Annotated in this window: 23 protein-coding genes; 13 read left to right on the forward strand and 10 right to left on the reverse strand. The window is 62.7% G+C overall.

Features of this window, described 5'->3' with window-relative positions; genetic code table 11:
- The first annotated feature begins 3 nt into the window (after positions 1–3).
- Both JL474_RS12735 and JL474_RS12740 read left to right on the forward strand, forming a co-directional pair.
- Complete coding sequence (locus JL474_RS12735) at positions 4–906, forward strand: cobalamin-binding protein (protein WP_203142337.1); 903 nt, start codon at positions 4–6, stop codon at positions 904–906.
- Positions 903–2,195 (forward strand): DUF945 family protein, encoded by a 1,293-nt coding sequence (locus JL474_RS12740; protein WP_203142338.1) that lies wholly within the window; start codon positions 903–905, stop codon positions 2,193–2,195. The genes JL474_RS12735 and JL474_RS12740 overlap by 4 nt, the downstream gene beginning before the upstream one ends.
- Here JL474_RS12740 and ggt read toward each other — a convergent pair.
- The 4 genes from ggt to JL474_RS12760 form a co-directional block, all read right to left on the reverse strand.
- Positions 2,188–3,897, reverse strand: coding sequence for a gamma-glutamyltransferase (gene ggt, locus JL474_RS12745; protein WP_236012212.1), 1,710 nt, complete (start codon positions 3,895–3,897; stop codon positions 2,188–2,190). The genes JL474_RS12740 and ggt overlap by 8 nt on opposite strands.
- 2 nt (positions 3,898–3,899) lie before the next feature.
- Positions 3,900–4,148: a YfhL family 4Fe-4S dicluster ferredoxin gene (locus tag JL474_RS12750; RefSeq protein ID WP_123635174.1), complete on the reverse strand. Its 249-nt coding sequence runs from the start codon at positions 4,146–4,148 to the stop codon at positions 3,900–3,902.
- A gap of 152 nt (positions 4,149–4,300) precedes the next feature.
- Positions 4,301–4,783, reverse strand: a complete 483-nt coding sequence (coaD, locus tag JL474_RS12755) for a pantetheine-phosphate adenylyltransferase (protein ID WP_123635175.1) — start codon at positions 4,781–4,783, stop codon at positions 4,301–4,303.
- 151 nt (positions 4,784–4,934) lie between these two features.
- Entirely contained in the window at positions 4,935–6,380 is a 1,446-nt protein-coding gene (locus JL474_RS12760; protein ID WP_203142339.1) for a coniferyl aldehyde dehydrogenase, read from the reverse strand.
- Between the two features lie 269 nt (positions 6,381–6,649).
- Here JL474_RS12760 and JL474_RS12765 point away from each other — a divergent pair, with 269 nt between their 5' ends.
- A complete protein-coding gene (locus tag JL474_RS12765; protein ID WP_203142340.1) occupies positions 6,650–7,345 on the forward strand; it encodes a TetR/AcrR family transcriptional regulator in 696 nt (231 codons plus the stop codon).
- A gap of 168 nt (positions 7,346–7,513) precedes the next feature.
- Here JL474_RS12765 and yihA read toward each other — a convergent pair whose 3' ends face one another.
- Positions 7,514–8,176, reverse strand: a complete 663-nt coding sequence (yihA, locus tag JL474_RS12770) for a ribosome biogenesis GTP-binding protein YihA/YsxC (protein ID WP_190294892.1) — start codon at positions 8,174–8,176, stop codon at positions 7,514–7,516.
- A 270-nt stretch (positions 8,177–8,446) separates the two neighbouring features.
- On the opposite strand from yihA, the gene JL474_RS12775 reads away from it, so the two are divergent.
- From JL474_RS12775 to JL474_RS12785, 3 genes are all read left to right on the forward strand, one after another.
- On the forward strand, positions 8,447–9,061 hold the full coding sequence (locus tag JL474_RS12775) for a c-type cytochrome (RefSeq protein WP_203142341.1): 615 nt from the start codon (positions 8,447–8,449) through the stop codon (positions 9,059–9,061).
- 195 nt (positions 9,062–9,256) lie between these two features.
- On the forward strand, positions 9,257–9,889 hold the full coding sequence (locus JL474_RS12780; protein WP_123635179.1) for a thiol:disulfide interchange protein DsbA/DsbL: 633 nt from the start codon (positions 9,257–9,259) through the stop codon (positions 9,887–9,889).
- 35 nt (positions 9,890–9,924) lie between these two features.
- Complete coding sequence (locus tag JL474_RS12785; protein WP_123635180.1) at positions 9,925–10,794, forward strand: endonuclease/exonuclease/phosphatase family protein; 870 nt, start codon at positions 9,925–9,927, stop codon at positions 10,792–10,794.
- A gap of 89 nt (positions 10,795–10,883) precedes the next feature.
- Here the strand turns inward: JL474_RS12785 and rpmG are convergent, their stop codons facing one another.
- The 3 genes from rpmG to radC all read right to left on the reverse strand — a co-directional run bounded on the left by rpmG (position 10,884) and on the right by radC (position 12,173).
- The gene (rpmG, locus tag JL474_RS12790) at positions 10,884–11,039 is read right to left on the reverse strand and encodes a 50S ribosomal protein L33 (protein ID WP_123635181.1); all 156 of its coding nucleotides are present in this window, start codon (positions 11,037–11,039) and stop codon (positions 10,884–10,886) included.
- 11 nt (positions 11,040–11,050) lie between these two features.
- A complete protein-coding gene (gene rpmB, locus JL474_RS12795; RefSeq protein WP_004579959.1) occupies positions 11,051–11,287 on the reverse strand; it encodes a 50S ribosomal protein L28 in 237 nt (78 codons plus the stop codon).
- 208 nt (positions 11,288–11,495) lie between these two features.
- Positions 11,496–12,173 (reverse strand): RadC family protein, encoded by a 678-nt coding sequence (gene radC / locus JL474_RS12800; protein WP_203142342.1) that lies wholly within the window; start codon positions 12,171–12,173, stop codon positions 11,496–11,498.
- A 226-nt stretch (positions 12,174–12,399) separates the two neighbouring features.
- Between radC and coaBC the strand changes: the two genes are divergently transcribed.
- From coaBC to argB, 4 genes are all read left to right on the forward strand, one after another.
- Positions 12,400–13,611 carry a bifunctional phosphopantothenoylcysteine decarboxylase/phosphopantothenate--cysteine ligase CoaBC gene (gene coaBC / locus JL474_RS12805; RefSeq protein WP_203142343.1) on the forward strand — a complete coding sequence of 404 codons (1,212 nt, stop codon included), beginning with the start codon at positions 12,400–12,402 and terminating at the stop codon, positions 13,609–13,611.
- A 25-nt stretch (positions 13,612–13,636) separates the two neighbouring features.
- Positions 13,637–14,098 (forward strand): dUTP diphosphatase, encoded by a 462-nt coding sequence (gene dut, locus JL474_RS12810; RefSeq protein WP_123635184.1) that lies wholly within the window; start codon positions 13,637–13,639, stop codon positions 14,096–14,098.
- Between the two features lie 80 nt (positions 14,099–14,178).
- Positions 14,179–16,821: a phosphomannomutase/phosphoglucomutase gene (locus JL474_RS21555; protein WP_236012213.1), complete on the forward strand. Its 2,643-nt coding sequence runs from the start codon at positions 14,179–14,181 to the stop codon at positions 16,819–16,821.
- Between the two features lie 124 nt (positions 16,822–16,945).
- Complete coding sequence (gene argB / locus JL474_RS12820) at positions 16,946–17,842, forward strand: acetylglutamate kinase (protein ID WP_203142344.1); 897 nt, start codon at positions 16,946–16,948, stop codon at positions 17,840–17,842.
- Between the two features lie 8 nt (positions 17,843–17,850).
- Here the strand turns inward: argB and JL474_RS12825 are convergent, their stop codons facing one another.
- Positions 17,851–18,288: a PilZ domain-containing protein gene (locus tag JL474_RS12825; protein WP_203142345.1), complete on the reverse strand. Its 438-nt coding sequence runs from the start codon at positions 18,286–18,288 to the stop codon at positions 17,851–17,853.
- Between the two features lie 160 nt (positions 18,289–18,448).
- On the opposite strand from JL474_RS12825, the gene JL474_RS12830 reads away from it, so the two are divergent.
- The 3 genes from JL474_RS12830 to argA are packed head-to-tail and all read left to right on the forward strand — an operon-like array spanning position 18,449 to position 22,327.
- Positions 18,449–19,828, forward strand: coding sequence for an acetylornithine deacetylase (locus JL474_RS12830; RefSeq protein ID WP_203142346.1), 1,380 nt, complete (start codon positions 18,449–18,451; stop codon positions 19,826–19,828).
- Positions 19,803–20,987: an acetylornithine deacetylase gene (gene argE / locus JL474_RS12835; protein WP_203142347.1), complete on the forward strand. Its 1,185-nt coding sequence runs from the start codon at positions 19,803–19,805 to the stop codon at positions 20,985–20,987. The genes JL474_RS12830 and argE overlap by 26 nt, the downstream gene beginning before the upstream one ends.
- A gap of 32 nt (positions 20,988–21,019) precedes the next feature.
- Positions 21,020–22,327: an amino-acid N-acetyltransferase gene (gene argA / locus JL474_RS12840; RefSeq protein ID WP_203142348.1), complete on the forward strand. Its 1,308-nt coding sequence runs from the start codon at positions 21,020–21,022 to the stop codon at positions 22,325–22,327.
- On the opposite strand, the gene JL474_RS12845 is transcribed toward argA, so the two are convergent.
- Positions 22,324–23,424: an aminopeptidase gene (locus tag JL474_RS12845; RefSeq protein ID WP_203142349.1), complete on the reverse strand. Its 1,101-nt coding sequence runs from the start codon at positions 23,422–23,424 to the stop codon at positions 22,324–22,326. The two genes, argA and JL474_RS12845, sit on opposite strands and share 4 nt — an antisense overlap.
- Positions 23,425–23,538: the final 114 nt, after the last annotated feature.

A 23,538-nucleotide genomic window follows, 5' to 3' on the forward strand; every position in this document is an offset into this window, starting at 1 on the left:
GCCATGCCGGCCATGATCCGACCGGCGTTGTGGGGGCTGTTTTTGTGGGGCTGGGCAAGCGCTTGCCTGGCCTTGTCGGCGGTCGATGATGGGGGCCGGACAGTCACACTCGACGCGCCGCCCCGGCGTATCGTCAGCCTCGCGCCCCACACCACCGAACTGCTGTTTTCGCTGGGCCTGGGCGAGCGTATCGTCGGCGCCAGCGAGTACAGCGATTACCCGCCTGAAGCGCATGCTATTCCCCACATCGGCAGTCATGACCGTTTCGATCTGGAGCGCATCCTGTCGCTGCAGCCGGATCTGGTTGTCGCCTGGCAGAGCGGTAACGGGCCGGATGTGATCAACCGCCTGCGTGATTTCGGCCTGCCGGTGTTTGCCCTGGAACCGGATTCCCTGACCGCCGTGCCTGACGATCTGGAGCGTCTGGGCCGACTGACCGGCCGTGACGCCATCGCCCGGGACAAGGCCTCGGCCTATCGACGGGAGCTGGCCCGCCTGACGCAGACCTATCGCGACCGTTCCCCGGTGCGGGTGTTCTACCAGGTGTGGGACAGCCCGCTGATGACGCTGGCCGGCGACCAGTACGTCACTGACGCCATCCGCCGCTGTGGCGGGCGCAACCTGTTCGCGGATTTGCCGGGCAAGACTGCAACGGTCAGCGTTGAGGCCGTGCTGGAGCGCCGGCCGCAGCTGATTCTGGCGGCCGGCGATCCCGGGGCGGACGTGTTCCAGCGTTGGCGTGTGCTTGGCGCGCTCCCTGCGGTAAAGTACGATCAGCTCGTCCTGTTACCCCCGGATACCCTGGCGCGGCCCACGTTGCGACTGGTGGACGGCCTGGCGAACCTGTGCCGGGCGATTGACGGGGCCAGGCAGACGATTCATGAATCAGGAGACAGCAGTACATGAAAAAATGGATTTTGGCCGGCGCGCTGGTGCTGGTTGTGATTGTAGCGGCCCCATACGGTGTGGGCGTGTTGACCCAGCAGCAGTGGGGTGAGGCGGTCAGCCGCATGAACCACGACCAGCCCCTCGTACATGTGGCTACGGATCGCTATGACCGGCACTTCTTCGGCGCCGAACTCAGCGGTGAAATGACCGTGATGGATCCGGAGACCGGGGAGGCCCACCGCATTCCCTATACCGGCGACGTCTCCCACGGCGTGCTGAGCAGTTCCGTCGAGCTCAAGCCGGTTCCGGACAGCGAGCCGATGCTCAAGACCCTGTTCCCCAAGGCGCTGCCCAAACTCACGCTGACCACCTGGCTGTGGGGCACGCTGGAAGCGGACCTGAACGTACCGGCCATTGACCTGACCGACGACGACACCGGGGAAACCCTCCACTCGGCGGAAGCCTACGGCTGGGCCAAGGTGACCGACGCCGGTGATCACGTGGAGCTCAACCTGAACTGGCCGGGCATGGTGGTGCGCAGCGATGCCATTCGCGCCAGCTTCGACAACCTGCAATTGAGCCAGGAAGGTGACCGGGTGGCCGGCAGCCTGTGGTCCGGCGACGCGGCGCTGACCGTGGAGAAGCTGGCCTATGTGGAAGGGGATCAGGTGGATGTCAGCCTGGAAAACCTACAGCTGACCGGCAATACCCAGCCGGAGAAGGACGACACGCGCGTGTCGTCGCATTCCGCGTTGACCCTGGATGCCGTCAATGTAGGTGATGAGAGCTACGGGCCACACCGGGTCGAATTCAACCTGGATAATCTGGATGTGGACGCCTGGCTGAACTTCCAGTCGGTGGCCACGGAAATCCAGATGATGCAGGCCCAGCCGGATCCGACCCTGTCGCAGCAGGCTCTGTTCCAGAAGCAGATGATGCTGATGCAACGTTTCAGCAACGCCGCCAAGGCGGTGGCCGCCGGTGGCCTGACCGTCGGCATGCCCACCATCGACCTGAAGTCCGCCGATGGCGATATTCAGGGGCACTGGTCCCTGACTCATCCGGAAGTCCCCAAGGCCAAACAGGCGGACATGCCGCTGATCGTCCAGCAACTGACCGGCGAGCTGGAGCTGTCGGCGCCGGTGGCGCTGCTGGAGGAAGACCCGGATGTCTCACGCAACCTGCAGGGTCTGGTGCAGCAGGGTATTCTCAAGCGCGATGGCGACGTCTATCGCATCAAGGCCAAACTGGACAATATGATGCTGGACATCAACGGCCAGTCCTACCCGCTGCCGCCGCTCATCTGACCGGCTTCACCACCGCCTGGCCGATCCCGCGTGGATCGGCCGCCGCGGTGGTTTCCCCGCTCTCCCGGTCCCGCAGGATCAGCTGCATATTGCCGTAATGCCGGCCCACATCCTTCAGCGTGTAGCCCATCGCTTCCAGTGCCGCCTGCTGTTCCGGCGTAAAGGTGTCCGGTTCATGCTGGATCACGTCCGGCAGGTACTGATGGTGGAAGCGCGGATCCGACACAGTGGCTTCGGCCGATTTCCCGTCCAGCACATCCAGTAACCCCAGATAGACCATGGTGATGATCCGGCTGCCGCCGGGCGTGCCGATGATCGCCGTGCGGTCGTCGCTGGTCATGATGGTGGGCGTCATGCTCGACAGCGGCCGTTTGCCCGGTTCGATGCTGTTGGCCTCGCCGCCGACCAGGCCGTAGGCATTGGGAACGCCGGGCTTGATGGCAAAGTCGTCCATCTCGTCGTTGAGCAGCACGCCCGTGCCGGCGGACAGGAACGCCGAGCCGAATGGCAGGTTGATGCTCAGGGTGGCGCTGACCTTGCGCCCGTCGGCGTCCATGACCGACAGGTGGGTGGTGTGGTGGCCGCTGTCCAGATCGCCTTCCAGGGACTGGCTGGGCGTGGCGCGCCGAGGCTGGACGTTGGCCATGCGCCGGTTCAGGTAGGCGGGATCCAGCAGGTGATCGACCGGAATGTCGGTGTAGTCAGGGTCACCCAGATAGATGGCCCGATCGCGGTAGGCCCGCCGCATGACTTCCACCAAGTAGTGGGTGCGAGCCACCGGATCGTCGGCGGGCGTGTCGGGAAACAGGTCGCTGAATGGGCGCTGCTGCATCATGCCGAACATCTGGGCCAGGGCAATGCCGCCGGAGGAGGGCGGGGGTGTGGTCCAGAGGGTGGCGCCGTCATAGTGGATCACCACCGGCTCGCGCTCGACCACGGTGTAGTCCTTGAGGTCCTGAAGCTGCCAGATGCCGCCGGCGTCCTGCACATCCGCCACCAGGCGTTGCGCCACCGGCCCGTCGTAGAAACCGTCCCAGCCGCGATCGGCAATGGCTTCCAGCGTGTCGGCCAGAGCCGGTTGGCGAATCAGCGTGCCGACCGGTGGCACCTTGCCGTCCACCAGGAACGTCTGCCGGGTCGCCGGGTAACGCTGCATGATCTCGTGACGCCACTCGGCCAGGTCGTGGTAGCGCTGATCCACATGGAAACCCTGACGGGCGATGCGGATGGCGTCCTGCAGGTTGGCCCGCAGCGGCCGCTCGGCATAGTGCTCGTTGATGTAGGCGAACGCGCCGGGCTGGCCGGGAATGCCGGCGGCCAACGGGCCGTTGATGGAAAGCTTGTCGGGATGCACGTCGCCGTTGGCGTCCAGGTACATATCCCGTGTGCTGGCGGCCGGGGCTTTTTCGCGGGCGTCGACCAGGGTGGTTTTCTGATCGGGTTGTTGCAACAGCCAGAAACCACCGCCGCCGAGGCCGGCGCTGTAGGGTTCGACAACGGACAGGACCGCCGCGGTAGCAATGGCGGCGTCAAAGGCGTTGCCGCCTTCCTCAAGCGCCCGCAACCCCGCCTGGGTGGCGAGTGGGTGCGCGCTGGCGACCGCGAGACTGCCGGGCTTGTGCGGGTTAAAGACAGCACAGCCGCCCAGAAGCAGCAGTACCGTGAGGAGAATGCTTAACCGGGGCGTCCGTGCCATCGTCATCGTCAGGCTCCTGTCAGTCGATGATACTTGTCCATCAGCTGGGCTTCGGATTCCTTGTGCTCGGGATCCAGTGGGATGCAGTCGACCGGGCACACCTGCTGGCATTGTGGCTCATCGTAGTGGCCCACGCACTCGGTGCACTTGTTGGGATCGATGATGTAGATCTCGTCGCCCGGCGAGATCGCCTCGTTCGGGCATTCCGGCTCACAGACGTCGCAGTTGATGCACTCGTCCGTAATCATCAGGGCCATGGGTTTCCCTCGAAAATACGGAAAATAAGGATGGGATGGCGTGACGACCGCGTCGGGTCACTACACCCTCTGGAATGATGGTGACATTTTACCGGATTTCGACGGCAACTGTGAGTGGCGATGACGGCTGCCCGAGGGCAGCCGTAAAACCATCATGATTTGGCGAATTTCTTTTCCAACGCCTCGGCCACCACCGGCGGCACGAACTCCGTCACATCGCCGCCGAGAGAGGCAATTTCTCGGATCAGGCTGGAAGAGATATAGGACAGATGGTTGGCGGGCGTCAGGAAGATGCTCTCCACACCCGGCGCCAGCCGGCGGTTCATGTCGGCCAGCTGGAACTCGTATTCGAAGTCGGAGACCGCACGCAGGCCGCGGATCAGGATGTTGGCGCCCTGTTCCTGCACAAAGTCGGCCAGCAGCTTGCTGAAACCCACCACCCGGATGTTGGGCATGTCGCTGGTGGATGCTTCGATCAGACGGATCCGTTCCTCCAGGGACAGCAGGGGATTCTTCTTGGTGCTGGCGGCGACCGCGACGATCACGGTATCGAACAGCCGCGAGGCCCGGGCGATCAGGTCGACGTGGCCGTTGGTGACCGGGTCAAAGGTCCCGGGATAGACAACAGTGTTCATGGCATGCCCTCGCTGACGGTAATGCTGCGCGATAGTAGCCCGACTCTACAGGCATGTTCAAATCCGGCGCAGGCAGCACCTTGATGGCACAGGATGGGGCGATCCATCGCCCGGGGTGTCAATCAGCGCCCCGGGCGTTATCGGGCGAGTCCTAGCGGATAAACATCCGGTACACCATCTTGTGGAACGGTGTGTTGTAGGGCGGGTAGACAAAGCGGCCGCTGTTCAGCTTCTGGCGCCCGTAGACGGACTTGCCATGAGAGAAGGTCAGGAAGCCTTCCTTGCCGTGGTAGTGCCCCATGCCGGATTCGCCGATGCCGCCGAACGGCAGGTCGTCCTGGGCCACATGCATGAGCGTGTCGTTGATGCACATGCCGCCGGCGTGGGTGTTGGCGACCACATGGTCCTGGGCGTCCCGGTCGTAGCCGAAGTAGTACAGCGCCAACGGACGCGGCCGGTCGTTGATGAAGTCCAGCGCCTCGTCGATGCTGCCGTAGGTCACCACCGGCAGGATAGGGCCAAAGATCTCCTCCTGCATCACCAGCATGTCGTCGGTGGGGTTCAGGACCAGGTGCATCGGCAGCTTGCGGGTGCCGTCGCCCAGGCTTTCCGCCGCCGGGTTGACCTCAATGACCTTGGCGCCCTTGTTGCGGGCGTCGTCGATGTAGCGCACCAGGCGCTCGTACTGGCGTTCGTTGATGATGGCGGTGTAGTCGTTGTTGTCCCGCAGGGTGGGGTACATGTCGGCAAACCGGGTGCGGAATTCGTCGACGAAGGCCTGCAGGCGATCCGCCGGGCACAGCACGTAGTCCGGCGCGACGCAGGTCTGGCCGGCATTGACGGCTTTGCCGAAGGCTAATCGTTCGGTGGCGTCGCGCATGGGCACGTCGTTGGAGATGATGGCCGGCGACTTGCCGCCCAGCTCCAGGGTGACCGGGGTCAGGTTCTCGGCGGCGGCGCGCATCACATGGCGACCGACGGCCGTGGAGCCGGTGAACAGCAGGTGATCGAACGGGCGGGCCGTGAAGTCCGCGGCCACGTCGGCCTCGCCGTTGATGATGCTGATCAGGTCCTGTGGAAATTTGTCTTCAATCAGCTGCTTGATCAGGGCCGAGAAGTGCGGGGTGAATTCCGACATTTTCACCATCACCCGGTTGCCGGCGGCCAATGCCGCGGTCATGGGACCGATCGACAGCAGCAGCGGATAGTTCCAGGGCACGACGATGCCCACGACGCCAACCGGCTGGTAGACCACCTTGTTGCTGGCGGGTTGGAACAGGACCGACACATGGCGCTTGGACGGCTTCATCCAGTCGCCGAGGTTCTTGAGGGCGTAGTTGATACCCTGGACGGCGGGCATCAGCTCGGCGATCTTGGTCTCGTCGGCGGACCGGCAGCTGAAGTCTTCGTCGATGGCCGCAATCAGTCGATCCTCGTTGGCCAGCAGCAGGCGCTTGAGTCGTTTCAGGTTTTCCTTGCGCTCGGTCAACGACGGGTAGGCATTACGGCGGAATGCCCGGCGCTGCTCCTCGAACAACCGTGTGGTTTGCTGGATCTGCTTTTTGCTTTCGGTCAGATGAACGACGCTTGCGGTCATGGTGACTCTCCTCGCCTCAGGGGCCCGATGCCTGTCCGGTCGGAGCCGGATGTCCGCGGTCTGAACGCGGTTCTGCGTAAAAAGTACGTTGAGGCTGTTCGGGGTGATCAATAATTGTTCGATTTGTGTTTGAGGGTATTATTAGAGTATATACTCTAGTGAGTCAAGGATCTCATCTGGCCGCTTGGGCCAATGTGTTATCCGGCGCCTCCGGCATAGGATGAATGTCGAAAACCGGTGCGGTTCATACACAACAACAAGCCTGCTTCATGAAAACACGCGACAAGATTCTCTTAACCAGTCTGGACCTGTTCAACGAGCGGGGTGAGCGCAACACCACCACCAATCACATTGCCGCCCATCTGGGCATATCGCCGGGCAACCTCTATTACCACTTCCGCAACAAGTCGGACATCATCTACGAGATTTTCCAGGAATACGAAAAGCTGGTGGACTACTACCTGGAGATTCCCGACGACCGGCCATTGGGCCTGGACGACATGATGTTCTACCTGGAGTCCGTGTTCGACGGCCTCTGGAGCTACCGCTTCCTGCACCGGGACCTGGAGTTCCTGCTGGACAATGACGCCCGTCTGCGGGAGGACTACCGTCTATTCACCGGCCGTTGCCTGGCGGCCATCAAGCAGATCTTCTCCGGTCTGACCGACGGTGGTCTGTTCGAGGCCCAGGCCGACGAGCTGAAAGACGCCATGTCCCTGAATGTCTGGCTGGTGATCACCAACTGGATGGCGTTCCTGAAAACCGCCCACGCCGGCGACAGCACCGACAGCATCACCCGGGAACAGCTCAAACAGGGCATTTTCCAGGTGCTGACCCTGGAAATGCCGTACCTGCGGGATGCCTACCGGGAGGATGTGATGGCCATCCGGGAGCGCTATCGGCCCGAACTGATCGGTGCGGGGGAAGAAAACGGAGTGTTATGCGGGTTTTCACGGATGAAATAGGTGCAAAAGGCAAGGAACTAACGGGAGAACATCCGGTCTCAGTTATCGGACGTGGACCAGAACGGATTACTGGTTGCGTCTTCCTGAGCGCCAAGCTCAGGTTTTAGCTGAAAGCAAAACCCTGACGTTCTCCCGGCTCCTGCAAGCCGGGAGCTTTTTTTTGTGGCCTCAGGGCGCGACAGTGATGGGTTGCTCTTCCGCTTCCAGCCAGTCCGTCAGGGCATTACGGGCCTGGTCCAGGCCCTGCTTTTTCATGGCCGAGAACTGAACCAGATGCTCCAGGCAGTTCACCCCTTCCAGCGCCTTTCGAATCTTCAGCATCGCCTGTTTGGCCTGTCCCGATTTCAGCTTGTCCGCCTTGGTGGCCAGGATCATCAGTGGCAGCTGGCTCTGCTCGCACCACTCGATCATCATCCGGTCAAAATCCTGCAGTGGGTGGCGAATGTCCATCACCAGCACCAGGCCCCTCAGGCTTTCGCGACGGGACAGGTAGTCGTCCAGGTGCTTTTGCCAGTCCTCCTGCATCTCTTTCGCCACCTTGGCGTAGCCATAACCCGGCAGGTCCACCAGCCGGCAGCCCGGGCGGTTGAGCGAGAAGAAGTTGATCAGCCGCGTGCGGCCCGGCGTCTTACTGGTGCGAGCCAGCTTGCTGTTGACCGTAATGGCGTTGATGGCACTGGACTTGCCGGCGTTGGAGCGGCCGGCAAACGCCACCTCGCTGCCGTCATCGGGCGGGCATTCCGCCACCCGGGAGGCGCTGGTCAGGAAGCGGGCGCTGTTATAGGCAATGGGCTTGAGCTCGGCGGTGCCGGGAGAAGCGGAGTCAGACACGATCAGAGGGTTTCCGGTCAACAGTGAATGGACAGGTTGGAGCGCGATTCCCGGTTCGAATTCGTTAGCTTCACTAAGGAATTGAACGGTGCGGTTCCAGCAACTAATGTATAGTATCACACCAGTTCAGTGGGAACGGCGGGGCTGGCGCTCCGGCGGAAGCACTGCTATGACAAGAAACAAAGGAGCATCTGGGTGCGTTCGGGCGGAAAGCATCCGGGAGACTTTCTGAAGCTCCACGGGATTTCTGATTGAGAGAGCGGGGCGAGCATGAAAAAACGGATCACAGGGATCGTTCTGGGCCTGGGCGTGGCTCTGACAACGGCGGCGTACGGTGCCGGTGACCCTCAGGCCGGTCAGTCCAATGCGGCGGTCTGTGCCGGCTGCCACGGCCAGAATGGCGCACAGCCCGTGCAGCCGGTTTACCCCAAGCTGGCCGGGCTCGGCGAAACCTACCTCTACAAGCAACTTCAGCACATCAAGGCGGGCGAACGGCAGATCCCGGAAATGACCGGTCTGCTCGCCAATCTGTCGGACAAGGACCTGCAGGATCTGGCGGCCTATTTCGACCAGCAGCAGACGCCGATCGGCAAGGCCAATCCGGATCTGGTCAAGAAAGGCGAGCAACTCTATCGCGGCGGCAACCTGGCCAGCGGCGTGCCGGCCTGTGCCGGCTGCCACAATCCCCAGGGCCTGGGCAACGAGCCGGGCGGTTTCCCGCGTCTGAGCGGGCAGCACCCGGACTATGTGATCAAGCAGCTCAAGGCCTACCGGACTGGCGATCGCAGCACCGGCGCCATGAGCCAGATCATGATGGACGTGGCTTCCCGACTCACCGAAGAAGAGATGGCCGCCGTCGCCAGTTACGTCTCCGGCCTGCACTGATCGGGTTCTGGCGATCGCATCACTGGGAACCCTCGCTTCGGCGGGGGTTTTCTGTTTCGGGTCGCGACGTTGCGTACCCGCCGCTGAGCCGTAATAATGCCACCCATTCATACCAGTCCGTGCTGCGGCGCGTGGCGAACTTTCCCGCAGGTTTGAGGTCACAAGCCCCTGCGACGACAACGATAGGAGTGAATAATGTCGACATTCTGGAAAGGCTGGCTTTGTGCGCTGCTTCTCCTGCCGCTGGCGGCCACCGCCCAGGCGGCACAGTTTCAGGAAGGTCAGGATTACGAACGGCTGAGCTCACCGCTGCCTACCCAAAATCCCGACCACATCGAAGTCACCGAAGTCTTCTGGTATGGCTGCCCCCACTGCTACGCGTTCAAGCCCCTGATCGAAGACTGGGCCTCGAAGAAGGCGGATGATGTCGATTTTGTACTGGTGCCGGCGGCTCTGGGGCGGACCTGGGATGTCCACGCCCGTGCTTTCTACACCACCAAGGCCATGGGCGTGTTCGACAAGACGCACGATCTGCTGTTTGATGCCCTGGCGCGGGACCACAAACGTCTCAACAACGGCGAAAAGATTGCTGACTTCCTGGCTGACCACGGTGTGGACAAGGACGCGTTCCTGAAGACATTCAACAGCTTCGGCGTGAATGCCAAAATGCAGCAGGCTGAGGCCTATGTTCGGGGTGCACGGATCACCGGTGTTCCGACTATCATTGTCAATGGGAAGTACAAAGTCAGCGCATCCATGGCTGGCAGTCACGAGAACATGATCAAGGTGATCGACTACCTGGTCGACAAGGAGCGCAACGCGCAGTAACGCCTTGTCGCGGGCGGTTCGAAGGTCAGCAGGGCATGTACGAGCGAATTCGCAAACAGCTCAACGAGTTGATCGGTAATGCGCCGGTTCGGAGCGCCAGTGTCGGCGCCTGTTCCGGCACCGAACACGTGCCCGATTTCGAGCCACACCGGCATATCCGTCTGCTGACCTACAATATCCAGGTGGGTATCAGCACCTCATCCTACCGTCATTACTTCACGCGCAGCTGGCAACACATCCTGCCCCACCGTCGGCGCATCGAGAATCTGGACAAGATTTCCCAACTGCTGCGCAATTACGATGTGGTGGCGCTGCAGGAGTGTGACGGCGGCAGTCTGCGCAGTGGCTTCATTAACCAGGTGCAGTACCTGGCCGAAGCCAGCGGCATTCCTTACTGGTATCAGCAGCTCAATCGTAACCTCGGTCGACTGGCCCAGCACAGCAACGGTTTGCTCAGCCGCTACCGACCGCTGGATGTCACCGAGTACAAATTGCCCGGCCTGATTCCCGGGCGGGGTGCTATCGTTGCTCGCTACGGCGACCCCAACGATCCCCTGGTGCTGGTAATGATGCACCTGTCCCTGAGTGCCCAGGCCCAGAATCGACAGCTGGGTTTTGTGCGCGACCTGATTGGCGAGTACCAGCACGTGGTCCTCATGGGCGATATGAACAATCACGCCGAGCAATTGCTGGGCAACACGCCGCTCTCGGAAACCGACCTGGTGCCGCTGCCGGAAACCGCCCACAGTTTCCCCAGCTGGCGGCCCGAGCGGGCGCTTGACCACATTCTCGTGAGCCCCTCGCTGGAAATCCGGCGCGCCGAAGTCATCAACCACCCGGTCTCCGATCATCTGCCCATCGCCATGGACATCGCCCTGCCGTCCGGCTACGTCGCGAAATTCTGAAGCCCCTCTGAATCGGTTACCGGTCAAACAGGCACAAAAAAGCCGACGGTCACGAGGTGAGCGTCGGCTTTTTCGAAAGCGGATCAAGATTACTTGATCTTGGCTTCCTTGTAGGCAACGTGCTTGCGAACAACCGGATCGTACTTCTTGATCTCGATTTTCTCAGGCGTGTTGCGCTTGTTTTTGTGGGTCGTGTAGAAGTGACCCGTACCTGCAGATGATACCAGCTTGATCTTCTCGCGCATGATGCGGCTCCTTATACCTTCTCGCCGCGGGCACGAAGGTCGGCCAGCACAGCGTCAATGCCTTTTTTGTCGATGATACGCATACCTTTGGTAGAGACGCGCAGCTTCACAAAGCGCTTTTCAGTTTCTACCCAAAAGCGATGGTTCTGCAGATTCGGCAGAAAACGACGCTTGGTGTGGTTCATCGCGTGAGATACGTTATTACCGGTGACCGGCCGCTTACCGGTAACCTGACAGACTCTGGACATGTTTGCCTCCGACCTGAGCTCTTAAGTCCTGAAATACAGAATTCGTTATTTCGCGCCTCTGGGTGCTCGCCAGACGCCGCCAGAAAGGGACGCTTTTATACCAGAATGCCCAGGCCAACGCAAAAAATTGTTGGGAATTTGGCCAGTTTTTTCGGGCATTACTCATATGGGGGGCTGAATGACGGCGTTTTGTCGTCTGTATGGCGCTTTACAGGAGGCCCCGTTCGGCCAGCGACACCACCTCGCCATGGCCCACCACCATGTGATCCAGCACCCGGATATCCAGCAACTGCAGCGCGTCGGACAGGCGACGGGTCAGGCTGATATCGGCCTGGCTGGGTTCGGCCACGCCGGAGGGGTGATTATGGGCGAAAATCACCGCCGCTGCATTGTGATCCAGGGCCTGGCGGACCACTTCTCGCGGGTAGACGGCCGCGCCGTCGATGGTGCCGCGGAACAGCTCCTCATACCGGATGATGCGATGGCGATTGTCCAGAAACAGGCCGGCAAAGACTTCATGGGGATAGTGGCCCAGCCGGCTGCTGAGGTAGCGGCGAGTGTCCTCCGGCGAGCGCAGCGGATCGCCCTGGTGCAGGGGCGCATCGAGAACCCGCCGGGCCATCTCCATGGCGGCCTGGACCTGGGCGTATTTGGCGGTGCCCAGGCCGCGGATCTGGCAGAACCGATTGGCGGAGGCGGTCATCAGCTCCCGCAGACTGCCAAAATCATTGAGCAGCGACCGCGAAAGGTCCATCACGGGCTGGCCGGTGGTACCGGTTCGCAGGAAAATGGCGAGCAACTCGGCATCGCTGAGACTGCCAGGGCCGTGCTTGAGCAGACGCTCACGGGGCCGTTCATCCGTCGGCCAGGCGGTTGGTGTGGTCATCCCGATTCCCTCCGGGTCAATGCGTCCCCGGACCACAACGGCACGCCAGCGGGGGCCGTGTGATGAATATCGGGGCGCTGTGGCTTCCTTATAGATGCAGTGGGCGAATCCGTCGCCGCGGGGCAGCTTACCATGGTCGCCGGGCTGTCGGGAGGGTGCCTGTGGTGCTATCTTATGGCGTTTATGATGGCCCCGTTGTGTGGACCGGAACGAGATGGGAGAGGGCATGGCGCAGAAAAACATCCTGCTGGGCGTGACAGGCGGTATTGCGGCGTACAAATCTGCCGAACTGGTGCGGCTGCTGAAAAAGGCCGGACACGCGGTGCAGGTGGTCATGACGCACGGCGCCGAAGCGTTTATGACGCCGCTGACCTTCCAGGCCCTCAGCGGCGAGCCGGTGCGCATGTCGTTACTGGACCCCGAAGCAGAAGCCGGCATGGGCCATATCGAGCTGGCCAAGTGGGCCGATATGGTGATGGTGGCGCCTGCCTCCGCCGACTTCATGGCCCGTCTGGCCCAGGGCATGGCGGACGATCTGTTGACGACCGTCTGTTGTGCCACAACCGCGCCGATCATCCTGGCGCCTGCCATGAACCAGGCCATGTGGAGCAACGGCCGGACCCAGCGCAATGCCCGCTTGCTGGCGGACGATCCGCAGGTGGAGCTTTGGGGGCCGGATGCCGGTGATCAGGCCTGTGGCGATGTGGGCCCCGGTCGCATGCTGGAGCCGGACGCCCTGGCCGGTCGCTTGCTGGACCGCCTGGATGGCCCGAAGCCCCTGGCCGGCAGGCGTGTGGTGATTACCGCCGGACCCACCCGGGAGCCGATTGACCCGGTGCGCTACATCACCAACCACAGCTCCGGCAAGATGGGTTATGCCCTGGCCAGCGCGGCCCGTGACGCAGGCGCCGAGGTGGTGCTGGTCAGCGGCCCGGTTACCCTCGACTGTCCGGCCGGCGTGCGCCGGGAATCGGTGATCACCGCCGAGGAAATGCTGAAGACCGCGGAAGCGGCTGTGACAGCCGGTTGCGATCTGTTCATCGCCACCGCCGCGGTTGCCGATTACCGGCCGGAAACCTGCGCCGGCGACAAGATCAAGAAATCCCGCGACAGCATGAGTCTGTCCCTGGTGCGCAACCCGGACACCCTGGCGACCATTGCCGCCCGCGCCGACAAGCCCTTCACCGTCGGCTTTGCCGCCGAAACCCGCGATGTCGAGCATTACGCCCGAGACAAGATGGCGCGCAAGCATCTGGACATGATCGTCGCCAACGACGTCTCGCGCCCGGGTCTGGGTTTCAACAGCGACCACAACGCCGTCACCGTGTTCTGGGATACCGACAGCCGTACCTTCGAACCGGCCAGCAAGCAGGCCCTGGCACGGGACCTGCTCAGCCTGATCGCCCAACGCGCTTTTTCCACTGACTCCAATCTTTAACGAATGACAGATTAAGGTGTACTGCATGACCCGACAGACCTTCCAGGTTCGCATCCTCGACGAACGCATCGGCCGCGACATCCCGATGCCCACCTACGCCACCGAAGGCTCTGCCGGCCTGGATCTGCGGGCCTGCCTGGACGATCCGCTGACCCTTGAGCCGGGCGACACGACGCTGCTGAAGACCGGCCTGGCGCTGCACATCGGTGATCCGTCCCTGGCGGCGATGATCCTGCCGCGCTCTGGATTGGGGCACAAACACGGCATCGTACTGGGTAACCTCGTGGGGCTGATCGATTCCGATTACCAGGGCGAACTGATGGTCTCCTGCTGGAACCGTGGCCAGACCTCCTTCACCATCGAACCCGGCGAGCGGGTGGCCCAGTTGGTGCTGGTGCCGGTGGTCCAGGGCGACTTCGAAATCGTGGACGATTTTGATGCCAGCCATCGCGGGGACGGTGGATTCGGGTCGACCGGAACGGCATAGAAGGTGCGGTTGCCGAAGCAGGTGGCGACCAGCGATCTATACTGGCTACATCAGGATTCAAGAAGAACAATGGGATAACTATGAAGCTTGGCAAAAAGAAGACAGCAGACGCCGAGAACGAGGCAGCGCAGCCAAAAGGAAAAAGCAAGAAAGACAAGGCCCCCAAAGCAGGTAAGGGGCCCAGTCTGAAGGGGCTGGCGAGCGTCGCCGGCCAGCAGGCGGCCATCGTCCTGCTGGCGGGGATTGCCGCCGCTGCACTCCTGTATTATCTGGTCCTCATGCCGGCCCAGTCGGAGCGCCACACGCTGCGCGCCGAACACGCGGCCGACATCGCCAAGACGCGCATCGACCAGCGCTTGGCCCTGCTGGAACAGGTGGTCATGGGCTACTCGCGCCAGGGGCATGTGCGCCAGGCACTGGAAGGAAACGCTGATAGGTCGCAGGTGCTGGGGGATCTGAAGCAGATGCTGCCCGGAACCCAGGCGGCGTTCCTGTTTCCTTACGGCGAGATCAACCGTCAGCCCGGTCAGGGCTTCGAGTTGAGCTTCGTCAACCTGGATCTGGCCAAGCAGGCGGAATCCGGGCGCAAGGTGCATCCCGATGCCTTCCCACGGGACGGCAAGTGGTATATCCAGTTTGCCGCGCCGGTCACCGATCCCGGCAGCCAGGCGGTCAAGGGCACCCTGCTGGTGGTGTTCGATCCGTCTGTCATTACACCGACGCTGGCTGCGAGCGATGCCGAACTGGGAGGCCAACTGGCGCTGGTCCAGAGCGTCTCCGGCAGCAGCAAGACGGTGGCCGCCAGTGGCAGTGGCGGCGGACAGGCGATCAGCCGCACCTTGTCCTCTCCCAACTGGTCAGTGGAATTCAAGCCCCAGCGCGACCTGAATCCGCTGGTGGATCCGATCCTGTCGCTGATCGTGGTGGTGGTGCCGTCCGTGATTGCCATGATCCTGGTGTGGGTGCTGCTGGGGCAGGCCCGTTCCGATCTGCGGCGTGATGCGGCCGGCCTGATCCAGTGGGCCCACAAGGCCTTCGCCGGCGAGCGAATCAAGGCGCCGACCTATAAGTGGGATCTGGTGGCCTCGATCGGTGAAGTGCTGGGCCGTCTGGCGCAGGCGGTGGACAAGCGGATTGCCAAGGCCGAGGACTCCGCCAAACAGGCGGCACGTAAATCCGCGCCGGCGTCGGGACCGGCCGCCAAGGCCAAGGGCAGCGATGAGCCGCTGTTCGAGGAAAACGACATGCTCGACATCGACATGCTCGACAGCGACGAGGACGTTCTCGGCCTGGGCGGCGGCAGCGACGGCGAGGATCCGTTTGCGGTGGAGGAGACTCCGGCGGTCTCGGTCGAGATTTCGCCCTCCATTTTCCGCGCCTATGACATCCGCGGCATCGTTGGTGAAACCCTCGACGGCCAGGTGGTGCATGAAATTGGCCGGGCTATCGGCAGCGAGGCGCAGAGCCGCCAGGTGACCGACATCTGCATCGGCTACGACGGCCGCCATTCCAGCCCGGAGCTGGCGGATGCGCTGGCCCGCGGCATCATGAGCACCGGCTGTAACGTGATCAATATCGGCGCCGTGCCGACCCCGGTGCTGTATTTCGCCACCCACGAGCTGGGTACCGGTTCCGGCGTGATGGTGACCGGCAGCCACAACCCGGCCAACTACAACGGCCTGAAGATGATGCTGGCGCAGGACACCCTGTCCGGCGACGACATCCAGAAGCTGTTTACCCGCATCCAGACCGGCGACCTGGTCCAGGGTCAGGGCCAGTATTCCGAGCAGGACGTACGCCGACCTTACCTGGATCGCATCGTCGGTGATATTGCCGTGGCAGCACCGTTGCGGGTGGTGCTGGACGCCGGCAACGGCATCGCCGGGGAACTGGCGCCGATCCTGGTGGAAGAGCTGGGTTGTGACGTCATTCCGATGTTCTGCGAAGTGGACGGCAACTTCCCCAATCACCATCCGGATCCAGGCAAGCCCGAGAACCTGCAAAGCCTGATCGAGAAAGTGACGTCCGAGAAGGCGGATATCGGTCTGGCCTTTGACGGCGATGGCGATCGTCTTGGCGTGGTGACCAACACCGGCAAGGTGATCTGGCCGGATCGCCTGCTGATGCTGTTTGCCCGGGACGTGGTCTCGCGCAACCCCGGCTCGGACATCCTCTACGACGTGAAATGCACGCGCCGGCTGGCTTCGGTGATCAACGAAGCGGGCGGCCGGCCGATCATGTGGAAAACCGGCCACTCCCTGATGAAAGCCAAGATGAAAGAGACCGGTGCCCTGCTGGCCGGGGAAATGTCCGGTCATATCTTTTTCAAGGAGCGCTGGCTGGGCTTTGACGACGGCCTCTATGCAGCGGCCCGGCTGCTGGAAATCCTGGGCGTGGAAGATCGGGACAGCGATGACGTCTTTGCCGAATTCCCCGAGGACATCAGCACGCCGGAACTGAACGTCACCGTCACCGACGAGAACAAGTTCGCCATTGTGGACAAGCTCAGCGCCGAGGGGGATTTCGGCGACGGCAGCGTGTCCAACATCGACGGTGTACGGGTCGATTACCCGGATGGCTGGGGCCTGTGCCGGGCCTCCAACACCACTCCGGTACTGGTGCTGCGCTTCGAAGCAGAGTCGGACGAGGCGCTGGAGCGCATCAAGACCGTTTTCCGCGAGCAGTTGCTGAAGGTCGCGCCGGACGTGGTTCCCGAGTTCTGACCGCGTACCCGGCTGCGGACCATTGCGTCGCCGCAGCCGGGGTTTACAATAGTGCCCTACAAACCCTGTGACGCCGGCCGTTAGGCGCCGGCGCATTTCCCGCAGCGCAATAAGGTTGAATTCCATGGCATTGGATCGTGATACCGCAATGCAGGTGGCCTCGGTACTGAGCAAGGGCCTGCCTTACATCCAGCGTTTTACCGGCAAGACCGTGGTGGTCAAGTACGGTGGTAATGCCATGGAGAACGAAGACCTGAAAAGCAGCTTCGCCCGGGACATGGTGTTGATGAAGACCGTCGGCATTAACCCGATCGTGGTCCACGGCGGCGGCCCGCAAATTGGCGACCTGCTGGAACGGCTCAACATCAACTCCCGTTTCGTCAACGGCATGCGCGTCACCGACAGCGAAACCATGGACGTGGTGGAAATGGTGCTGGGTGGTCAGGTCAACAAGCAGATCGTGTCGCTGATCAACCAGCACGGCGGCACCGCCATCGGCCTGACCGGTAAGGACGCCAGCCTGATCCGGGCGCGCAAGCTGGAAGTGGTCGACCGGTCGCCGGAAGTGACCCGCACCGAAATCATCGACATCGGCCATGTGGGCGAGGTGGAGGCGGTCAACACCGAGGTGATCAACCTGCTGACCCGCAGCAACGTGATTCCGGTCATCGCGCCGATCGGCGTCGGCCGTGACGGCACCTCCTACAACATCAACGCCGATCTGGTAGCTGGCAAGGTGGCCGAGGCGCTGGATGCGGAGAAGCTGATCCTGCTGACCAACGTGTCCGGCCTGAAGAGCAAGGAAGGCAAGGTGCTGACCGGCCTCAAGGCCAAGCAGGTCAATGACCTGATCGAGGACGGCACCATCCACGGCGGCATGCTGCCCAAGATTCGTTGCGCCCTGAGTGCGGTGGAGAACGGCGTGGCATCGTCCCACATCATCGATGGCCGGGTGGCCCATGCCACGCTGCTGGAAATCTTTACCGATGAGGGCGTGGGGACACTGATTTCCCGCAACTGATCGGTCGGCTATTCATCGGACCAGTCGCCCTGGGCAAACTGGTGCGCGTAGCGCTCGATCCATTCCCGCGCGGCCTGGTCAATGCTCAGGTCGCGGCCCTCCCGGGCCAGCATGTCCCGGCGGTACTGTTCAATCTGGCAGATCTGCTCGACCATCCGGACCTGATAGGCATCGCCGGGACTGTAGAAGGCGATGCCGACTTCGAAGCCGCCGTCCTTGGGTTCGCACCAGACCACCTGGCCGCGGACTTCCAATGGGTTGGGGCAGCAGCGAATCACCAGGTCCACATCCTGGCCGGGGGAGTAGGGCACGGCGCAGGAAAACGACAGGCCGCCCCGGCTGAGATTGCGGATCGCCCCGGCACAGACCGTCTGACTGGCGGGCGACACCTCCAGGGGAATGTCGGCCGGGTGCCGGATATAGGCGCGTTCGTGGTTGTGTGTCATGGACGGCGTCCCGCCTGCAGTGGTGTCTGGTTGGCAAACCGGGCAGTGGCCTGACGAGGCGCCGGCCCCCGGTTTTTTGCGCGATGTCCTTGCCAAAGTATAGGACCTGCGACAGTCTGATGTCCTGTGTGTTCCTGGTTAGGCCCAAAGAGTCGTTGGCATGAAAAAGCTGTTGTTGTCCCTGGTTTGTCTTCTTCTATTGGCGTATATCGGCTTCAAGGGAGCGGCCTGGTACCAGGTGCACAGCCTGCTGGAACAGGCCCATGATGCGCTTGAGAAGCAGGGCGTACTCAAGTGGGGCCGGATTGGCTCAAGCCTGTCGGGCCACATCTCGGTCTATGACCTGGAATATCAACCCTTCCTGTTGAATCAGCCGCTGCGGGCGACCCGCGTGACCTTTTCGGCGGATGCCGTGCCGGAGCTGATGGATGCCCTCGGCGGAGGTCCGCTGCCCGGCCACTGGACCCTGCGCGCCGAAAACCTGCACCTGCAGCTGGCGTCTCCCCTGATCCGCGACTGGGCCGGCCCGGGCAATGCGGCCATCAACGCCGGTCTGATCAACATCCCCTGCGGAACCGGCGCATTGGGCCTGTCCACCCTGATGTCGATGGGGGTGAGCCAGGTGGCCGGCGATCTCAGGATTGAACAGGACAACATGCTGGACGACACCGGTGGCCTGAAGATCGATCTCCAGGCGGGCAAACTGGGCAGCGTCGAAATCCGGCTGCCGGGATTACGCCTGGACCGTACGCTGGACGAAGACGGCAACCTGCCGGGCTACAGTGGCCCGGTGGATGTGGAATTGCGCGACGGCGGATTTATGCGCCGCCTTGCCGCCTATTGCGCCCGGGCCGTGGATGTGGGGCCGGAAGACTGGGCCGAACAGGCCACGCGGGTGTTCAGTGAGCAGCTGCAGGTCACCGGGTACCAGCCCAGCGACCAGCTGCGGGCCCTCTACAAGGTCTGGTTGCGTGATGGCGGTGAGCTCAAGGCGACACTGGCCGCCGGTGAACCGCTGCTGGGTCTGCCCGAGCGCAACCGGCCTGCCGGCGACGGGGCGGTCGATCCGACGTTGGGCAGCTTTGATGTGTTTTACAACGGCGCCCGGGTGCCCGATCTGTTTGTCCGCTATTTGCAGCGTCCTCAGGCCCAGCCGGCGGTGCTCCCCCAGTCCGGGCGTTCCGACAACGAGGCCGCGACCGACGGCCCGGCGTTCCGACCGGCCGATCCCAGGCAAGCGGTGCGCTGGCCGGACCGGCGCGTACGGGTGACCCTGAAAAGCGGTCGCGTGGTGGACGGTCGCCTGTCCAAAGTGACCGATAAACGGCTTGAGGTCACGCGCACCGTGGATGGCGGCGAGGTTGCCTATCCACTGGCCCGATCAGCCATTACACTGTTCGAAGTATGGCGTCGTACGGGCGATGTCGGCATCGAGCCGGCGCCCGAGACCGAGGCGGCGTCCCCGCTCCAGGCGGCGATGCCAACGACCACCGATGATGCCGGGACCGAGCCCCATGACAGTGAGCAGCACCAGCCGTAACGCCAATATGCCGGGCATCCAGGAGATGCTGGAGCGCCTGATCTCGATCCCCTCAATCAGCAGCGCCTCGCCGGAATGGGATCACAGCAACGAAGCCGTGGTGAATACCCTGGCCGAGTGGCTGGAGCCGCTGGGTTTTGCGGTCGAGATCATGCCGGTGCCGGGCATGCCCGGTAAGTTCAACCTGATCGCCACACTCGGCAGTGGTCCGGGCGGACTGGTCTTGTCGGGCCACACCGATACCGTCCCGTTTGATGACCAACGCTGGCAGAGTGATCCGTTTAAACTGACCGAGCGGGATGACCGCTGGTACGGTCTGGGCACCTGCGACATGAAGGGCTTCTTCGCGCTGGTGATTGATGCCGTGCGAAAGATGGCCGACCAGCCCTTGCGCCAACCCCTGATTGTGCTGGCCACCGCCGACGAGGAAAGTTCCATGAACGGCGCCCGGGCGCTGGCGGAGGCCGGTCGGCCCAAGGGGCGATACGCGGTCATCGGCGAGCCCACGGGATTGAAACCGGTGCGCATGCACAAAGGCATCATGATGGAACGGCTGGTGTTCGAAGGGCAGTCCGGCCACTCCTCGGATCCCTCGCTGGGCCGCAACGCGATGGAAGGCATGCACGCCGCCATCAGTCAATTGCTGGCGCTGCGTAGCGATTGGCAGGCCCGCTACCAGAACCCCAACTTCAAGGTGCAAGTGCCCACCCTGAATCTGGGCTGTATCCATGGCGGCGATAATCCAAACCGGATTTGCGCCAACTGTGAACTGCATTTCGATCTGCGGCCACTGCCGGGGATGGATATGGATACCCTGCGCCAGGCCATCCTGGATCAGGTCGAACCAGAGGCTCGCAGCCGCGAGCTGGGCCTGCGCTTCGAGCCCTTGTTCGATGGCGTGCCGCCGTTCGAGACCTCGGCGGACGCCGAACTGGTGAAGGTCTGTGAACGGCTGACCGGCCACACCGCTGAAGCGGTGGCGTTTGCCACCGAAGCGCCGTGGCTGCAGAAGCTGGGTATGGAAACGCTGGTGATGGGACCGGGACACATCGACCAGGCGCACCAGCCCGATGAATACCTGGACCTCTCGCAGGTAAAGCCGGCCGTGAATATCCTCAGCCGACTGATCCAGCATTTCTGTCTGGACGACCACCAATAACCCGATCATGAACCCCAAGGGAGACAACGCGTTTGAAATCGAATGACTGGCTGCACGGATTCCGCCATTCATCCCCCTACATCAATGCCCATCGGGGGCGAACCGTTGTCCTGACCCTGGGCGGGGAGGCGCTCGCCCACGAGAACCTGATCAACATCATCCACGACATCACCCTGCTGAGCAGTCTGGGCGTCAAGCTGGTGGTGACCTTTGGCGCCCGCCCGCAGATCCAGCAGCGCTTCGACCAGGCCGGCCTGGACTCCCGTTTCCACGATGGCCTGCGGGTGACCCCGGAAGATCAGTTGCCGCTGGTGATGGAAGCGGTCGGCGCCCTGCGTGCGCATCTGGAAAGCCGGCTGTCCATGGGGCTGATCAACTCGCCCATGCACGGGGCCCGCATCCGCGTGAGCAGTGGCAACCTGATCACGGCGCGGCCGGTGGGCGTGCTCAACGGCGTGGACTTCGGCTATACCGGCCGGGTGCGGCGGGTCGATGTGGAAGGCATTGAAACCCTGCTGCGGCTGGGCCATATCGTGCTGTTGCCGCCGCTGGGGTATTCACCCACCGGCGATATTTTCAACCTGTCCTACGAGGACGTGGCCAGCCAGGTGGCCTCGGCCCTGAAAGCCGAGAAGCTGATCATCTTCACCGGTGAGGACGGCGTGCTCGACGAGTCCGGCCAGCTGATTCGCGAACTGACCGTGCGCCAGGCCCGGGAACGGCTGGCGGACGGCGATCTGGAAGGTCATGCCGCGGACCTGTTGCGGGCCGCCTGTGAGGCCTGCGTGCGCGGTGTGCGGCGCAGCCAGATCATCAGTTACACCCGCGATGGCGCCGTACTGCAGGAACTGTTCACCCGGGACGGTTCCGGCACACTGGTCAGCGACGACAACTACGAGCAGATCCGCAGTGCCCGGGTGGAAGACATCGGCGGCATTCTCGAGTTAATCCAGCCGCTGGAAGAGCAGGGTATCCTGGTGCGGCGCTCACGGGAGCTGCTGGAGACCGAAGTGGACCGTTACACGGTGGTGGAACGGGACGGCACCATCGTCGGCTGCGCGGCGCTCTACGAGTATCCGGCGGAGAAGTCGGGCGAGCTGTCCTGCTTTGCCGTCGATCCGTCCTACCGCCGGGCCGGCCGGGGTGACGACATTCTCGCCGTGGTCGAGCGCAATGCGCGCAGCCGGGGCCTGGAGCGTCTGTTCGTGCTCACCACGCAGACCGAACACTGGTTCCGTGAGCGTGGTTTCGAATCCACCAGCGTGCAATCGCTGCCAGGGCCCAAGCTGGCCAGCTACAACACCCAGCGTAACTCCAAGGTGTTCGTCAAACGGCTCTAGTGGCTGGTTTGATCGACCACTGAATCCGCCACCACGGGTTGCCAGCGCTGATCCAGGGCGTCGAGCTGTTCCCGACGGGACGCCCGGGATGCCTCGGCCAGCGTCTCGACCCGCTGATAGAACGTCGGAAAATCCCCACCGCTGTCCGCCAGTAACTGACGGAAGGCGGGCACGTCACTGTTGTACTGCCGGAACAGTCCCAGGACCGCATTGTTGACGTGGGCCATGACGCCGCCCAGCGGCCCGGGTTCCGGCCAGGTGGCCTCAAGCCGGCGATAGGCGGCTTTCAGTTCCTCCAGTACGGCGGCCTTGCGTGCCCGCATGGCATCCTCGGTCATCTCGTCCTGCCGGGCGTACAACGCTTTCAGGTGGCTGGCCGTGTCCTCGATCAGCGCCAGCGTCTGGGCGCGCCGCTCCAGTCGGGCCTGGGCTTCCTGGTATTTTTCCGGCTGGCCGGTGGCCTGCAGCCAGCGCTTGAGTCCCTCCAGTTCCACTGCCGTGGCGAAGCTTTCGTTAAAGCGGGTGTCGTCGGAAACATAGACCAGCTTGTGGGCCAGCTCGTGGAACATCAGCTCCACCATCCGATCATCCGGCAGGCGGGTCATGCCCGAGTGGATGGGGTCGTCAAACCAGCCCAGGGTGGAGTAGGCGGTCACCCCGCCAATGAACGTGTCGTTTCCCTGTTCGGCGTAGGGTTTGCGGGCGGCCCGGGCGTCGTCCAGGTGGAAGTAGCCGCGATAGGACTGGCAGCCGATGAAAGGGTAGCACCAGGTATGGGGATCCAGAGAAAATTCCGGTGCCACCATGAGGTTATACACGACGTAGGGTTGATCCAGGTCGACGTAATCAGAGAAGGTGTTGCCTACGGGCAAGGCCAGATCATCCCGGGCAAAGTCGCGGGCCTGCAGCGCCAACGTCAGTTTGTGTCGCAGGGCGGGGGGAGTTTGTGGATCGTCCAGGACCTCGTCGATGGGTTGGCGCTGCCAGAGCAAGGACAGCTGGCCGCTGGCGGCCTGCTGGTAATAAGCGATGGAGTTACAGCCGGATAGGCCAAAGATCAGTAGCAGGAATAGATAGATCTGGCTAAGCTTTCCCATGATGGATCCTGTCCGTAATGAGCGACCGAACCGGAAATAGCGCCGGTTTGTAAAAGCTTGTCAATGTGAGCGGCAGGCCACTGTCCAGACACTATAATGGATCATGGGTCGATT

It is taken from the genome of Marinobacter mangrovi (assembly GCF_016798325.1).
Taxonomy (GTDB): domain Bacteria; phylum Pseudomonadota; class Gammaproteobacteria; order Pseudomonadales; family Oleiphilaceae; genus Marinobacter_A; species Marinobacter_A mangrovi.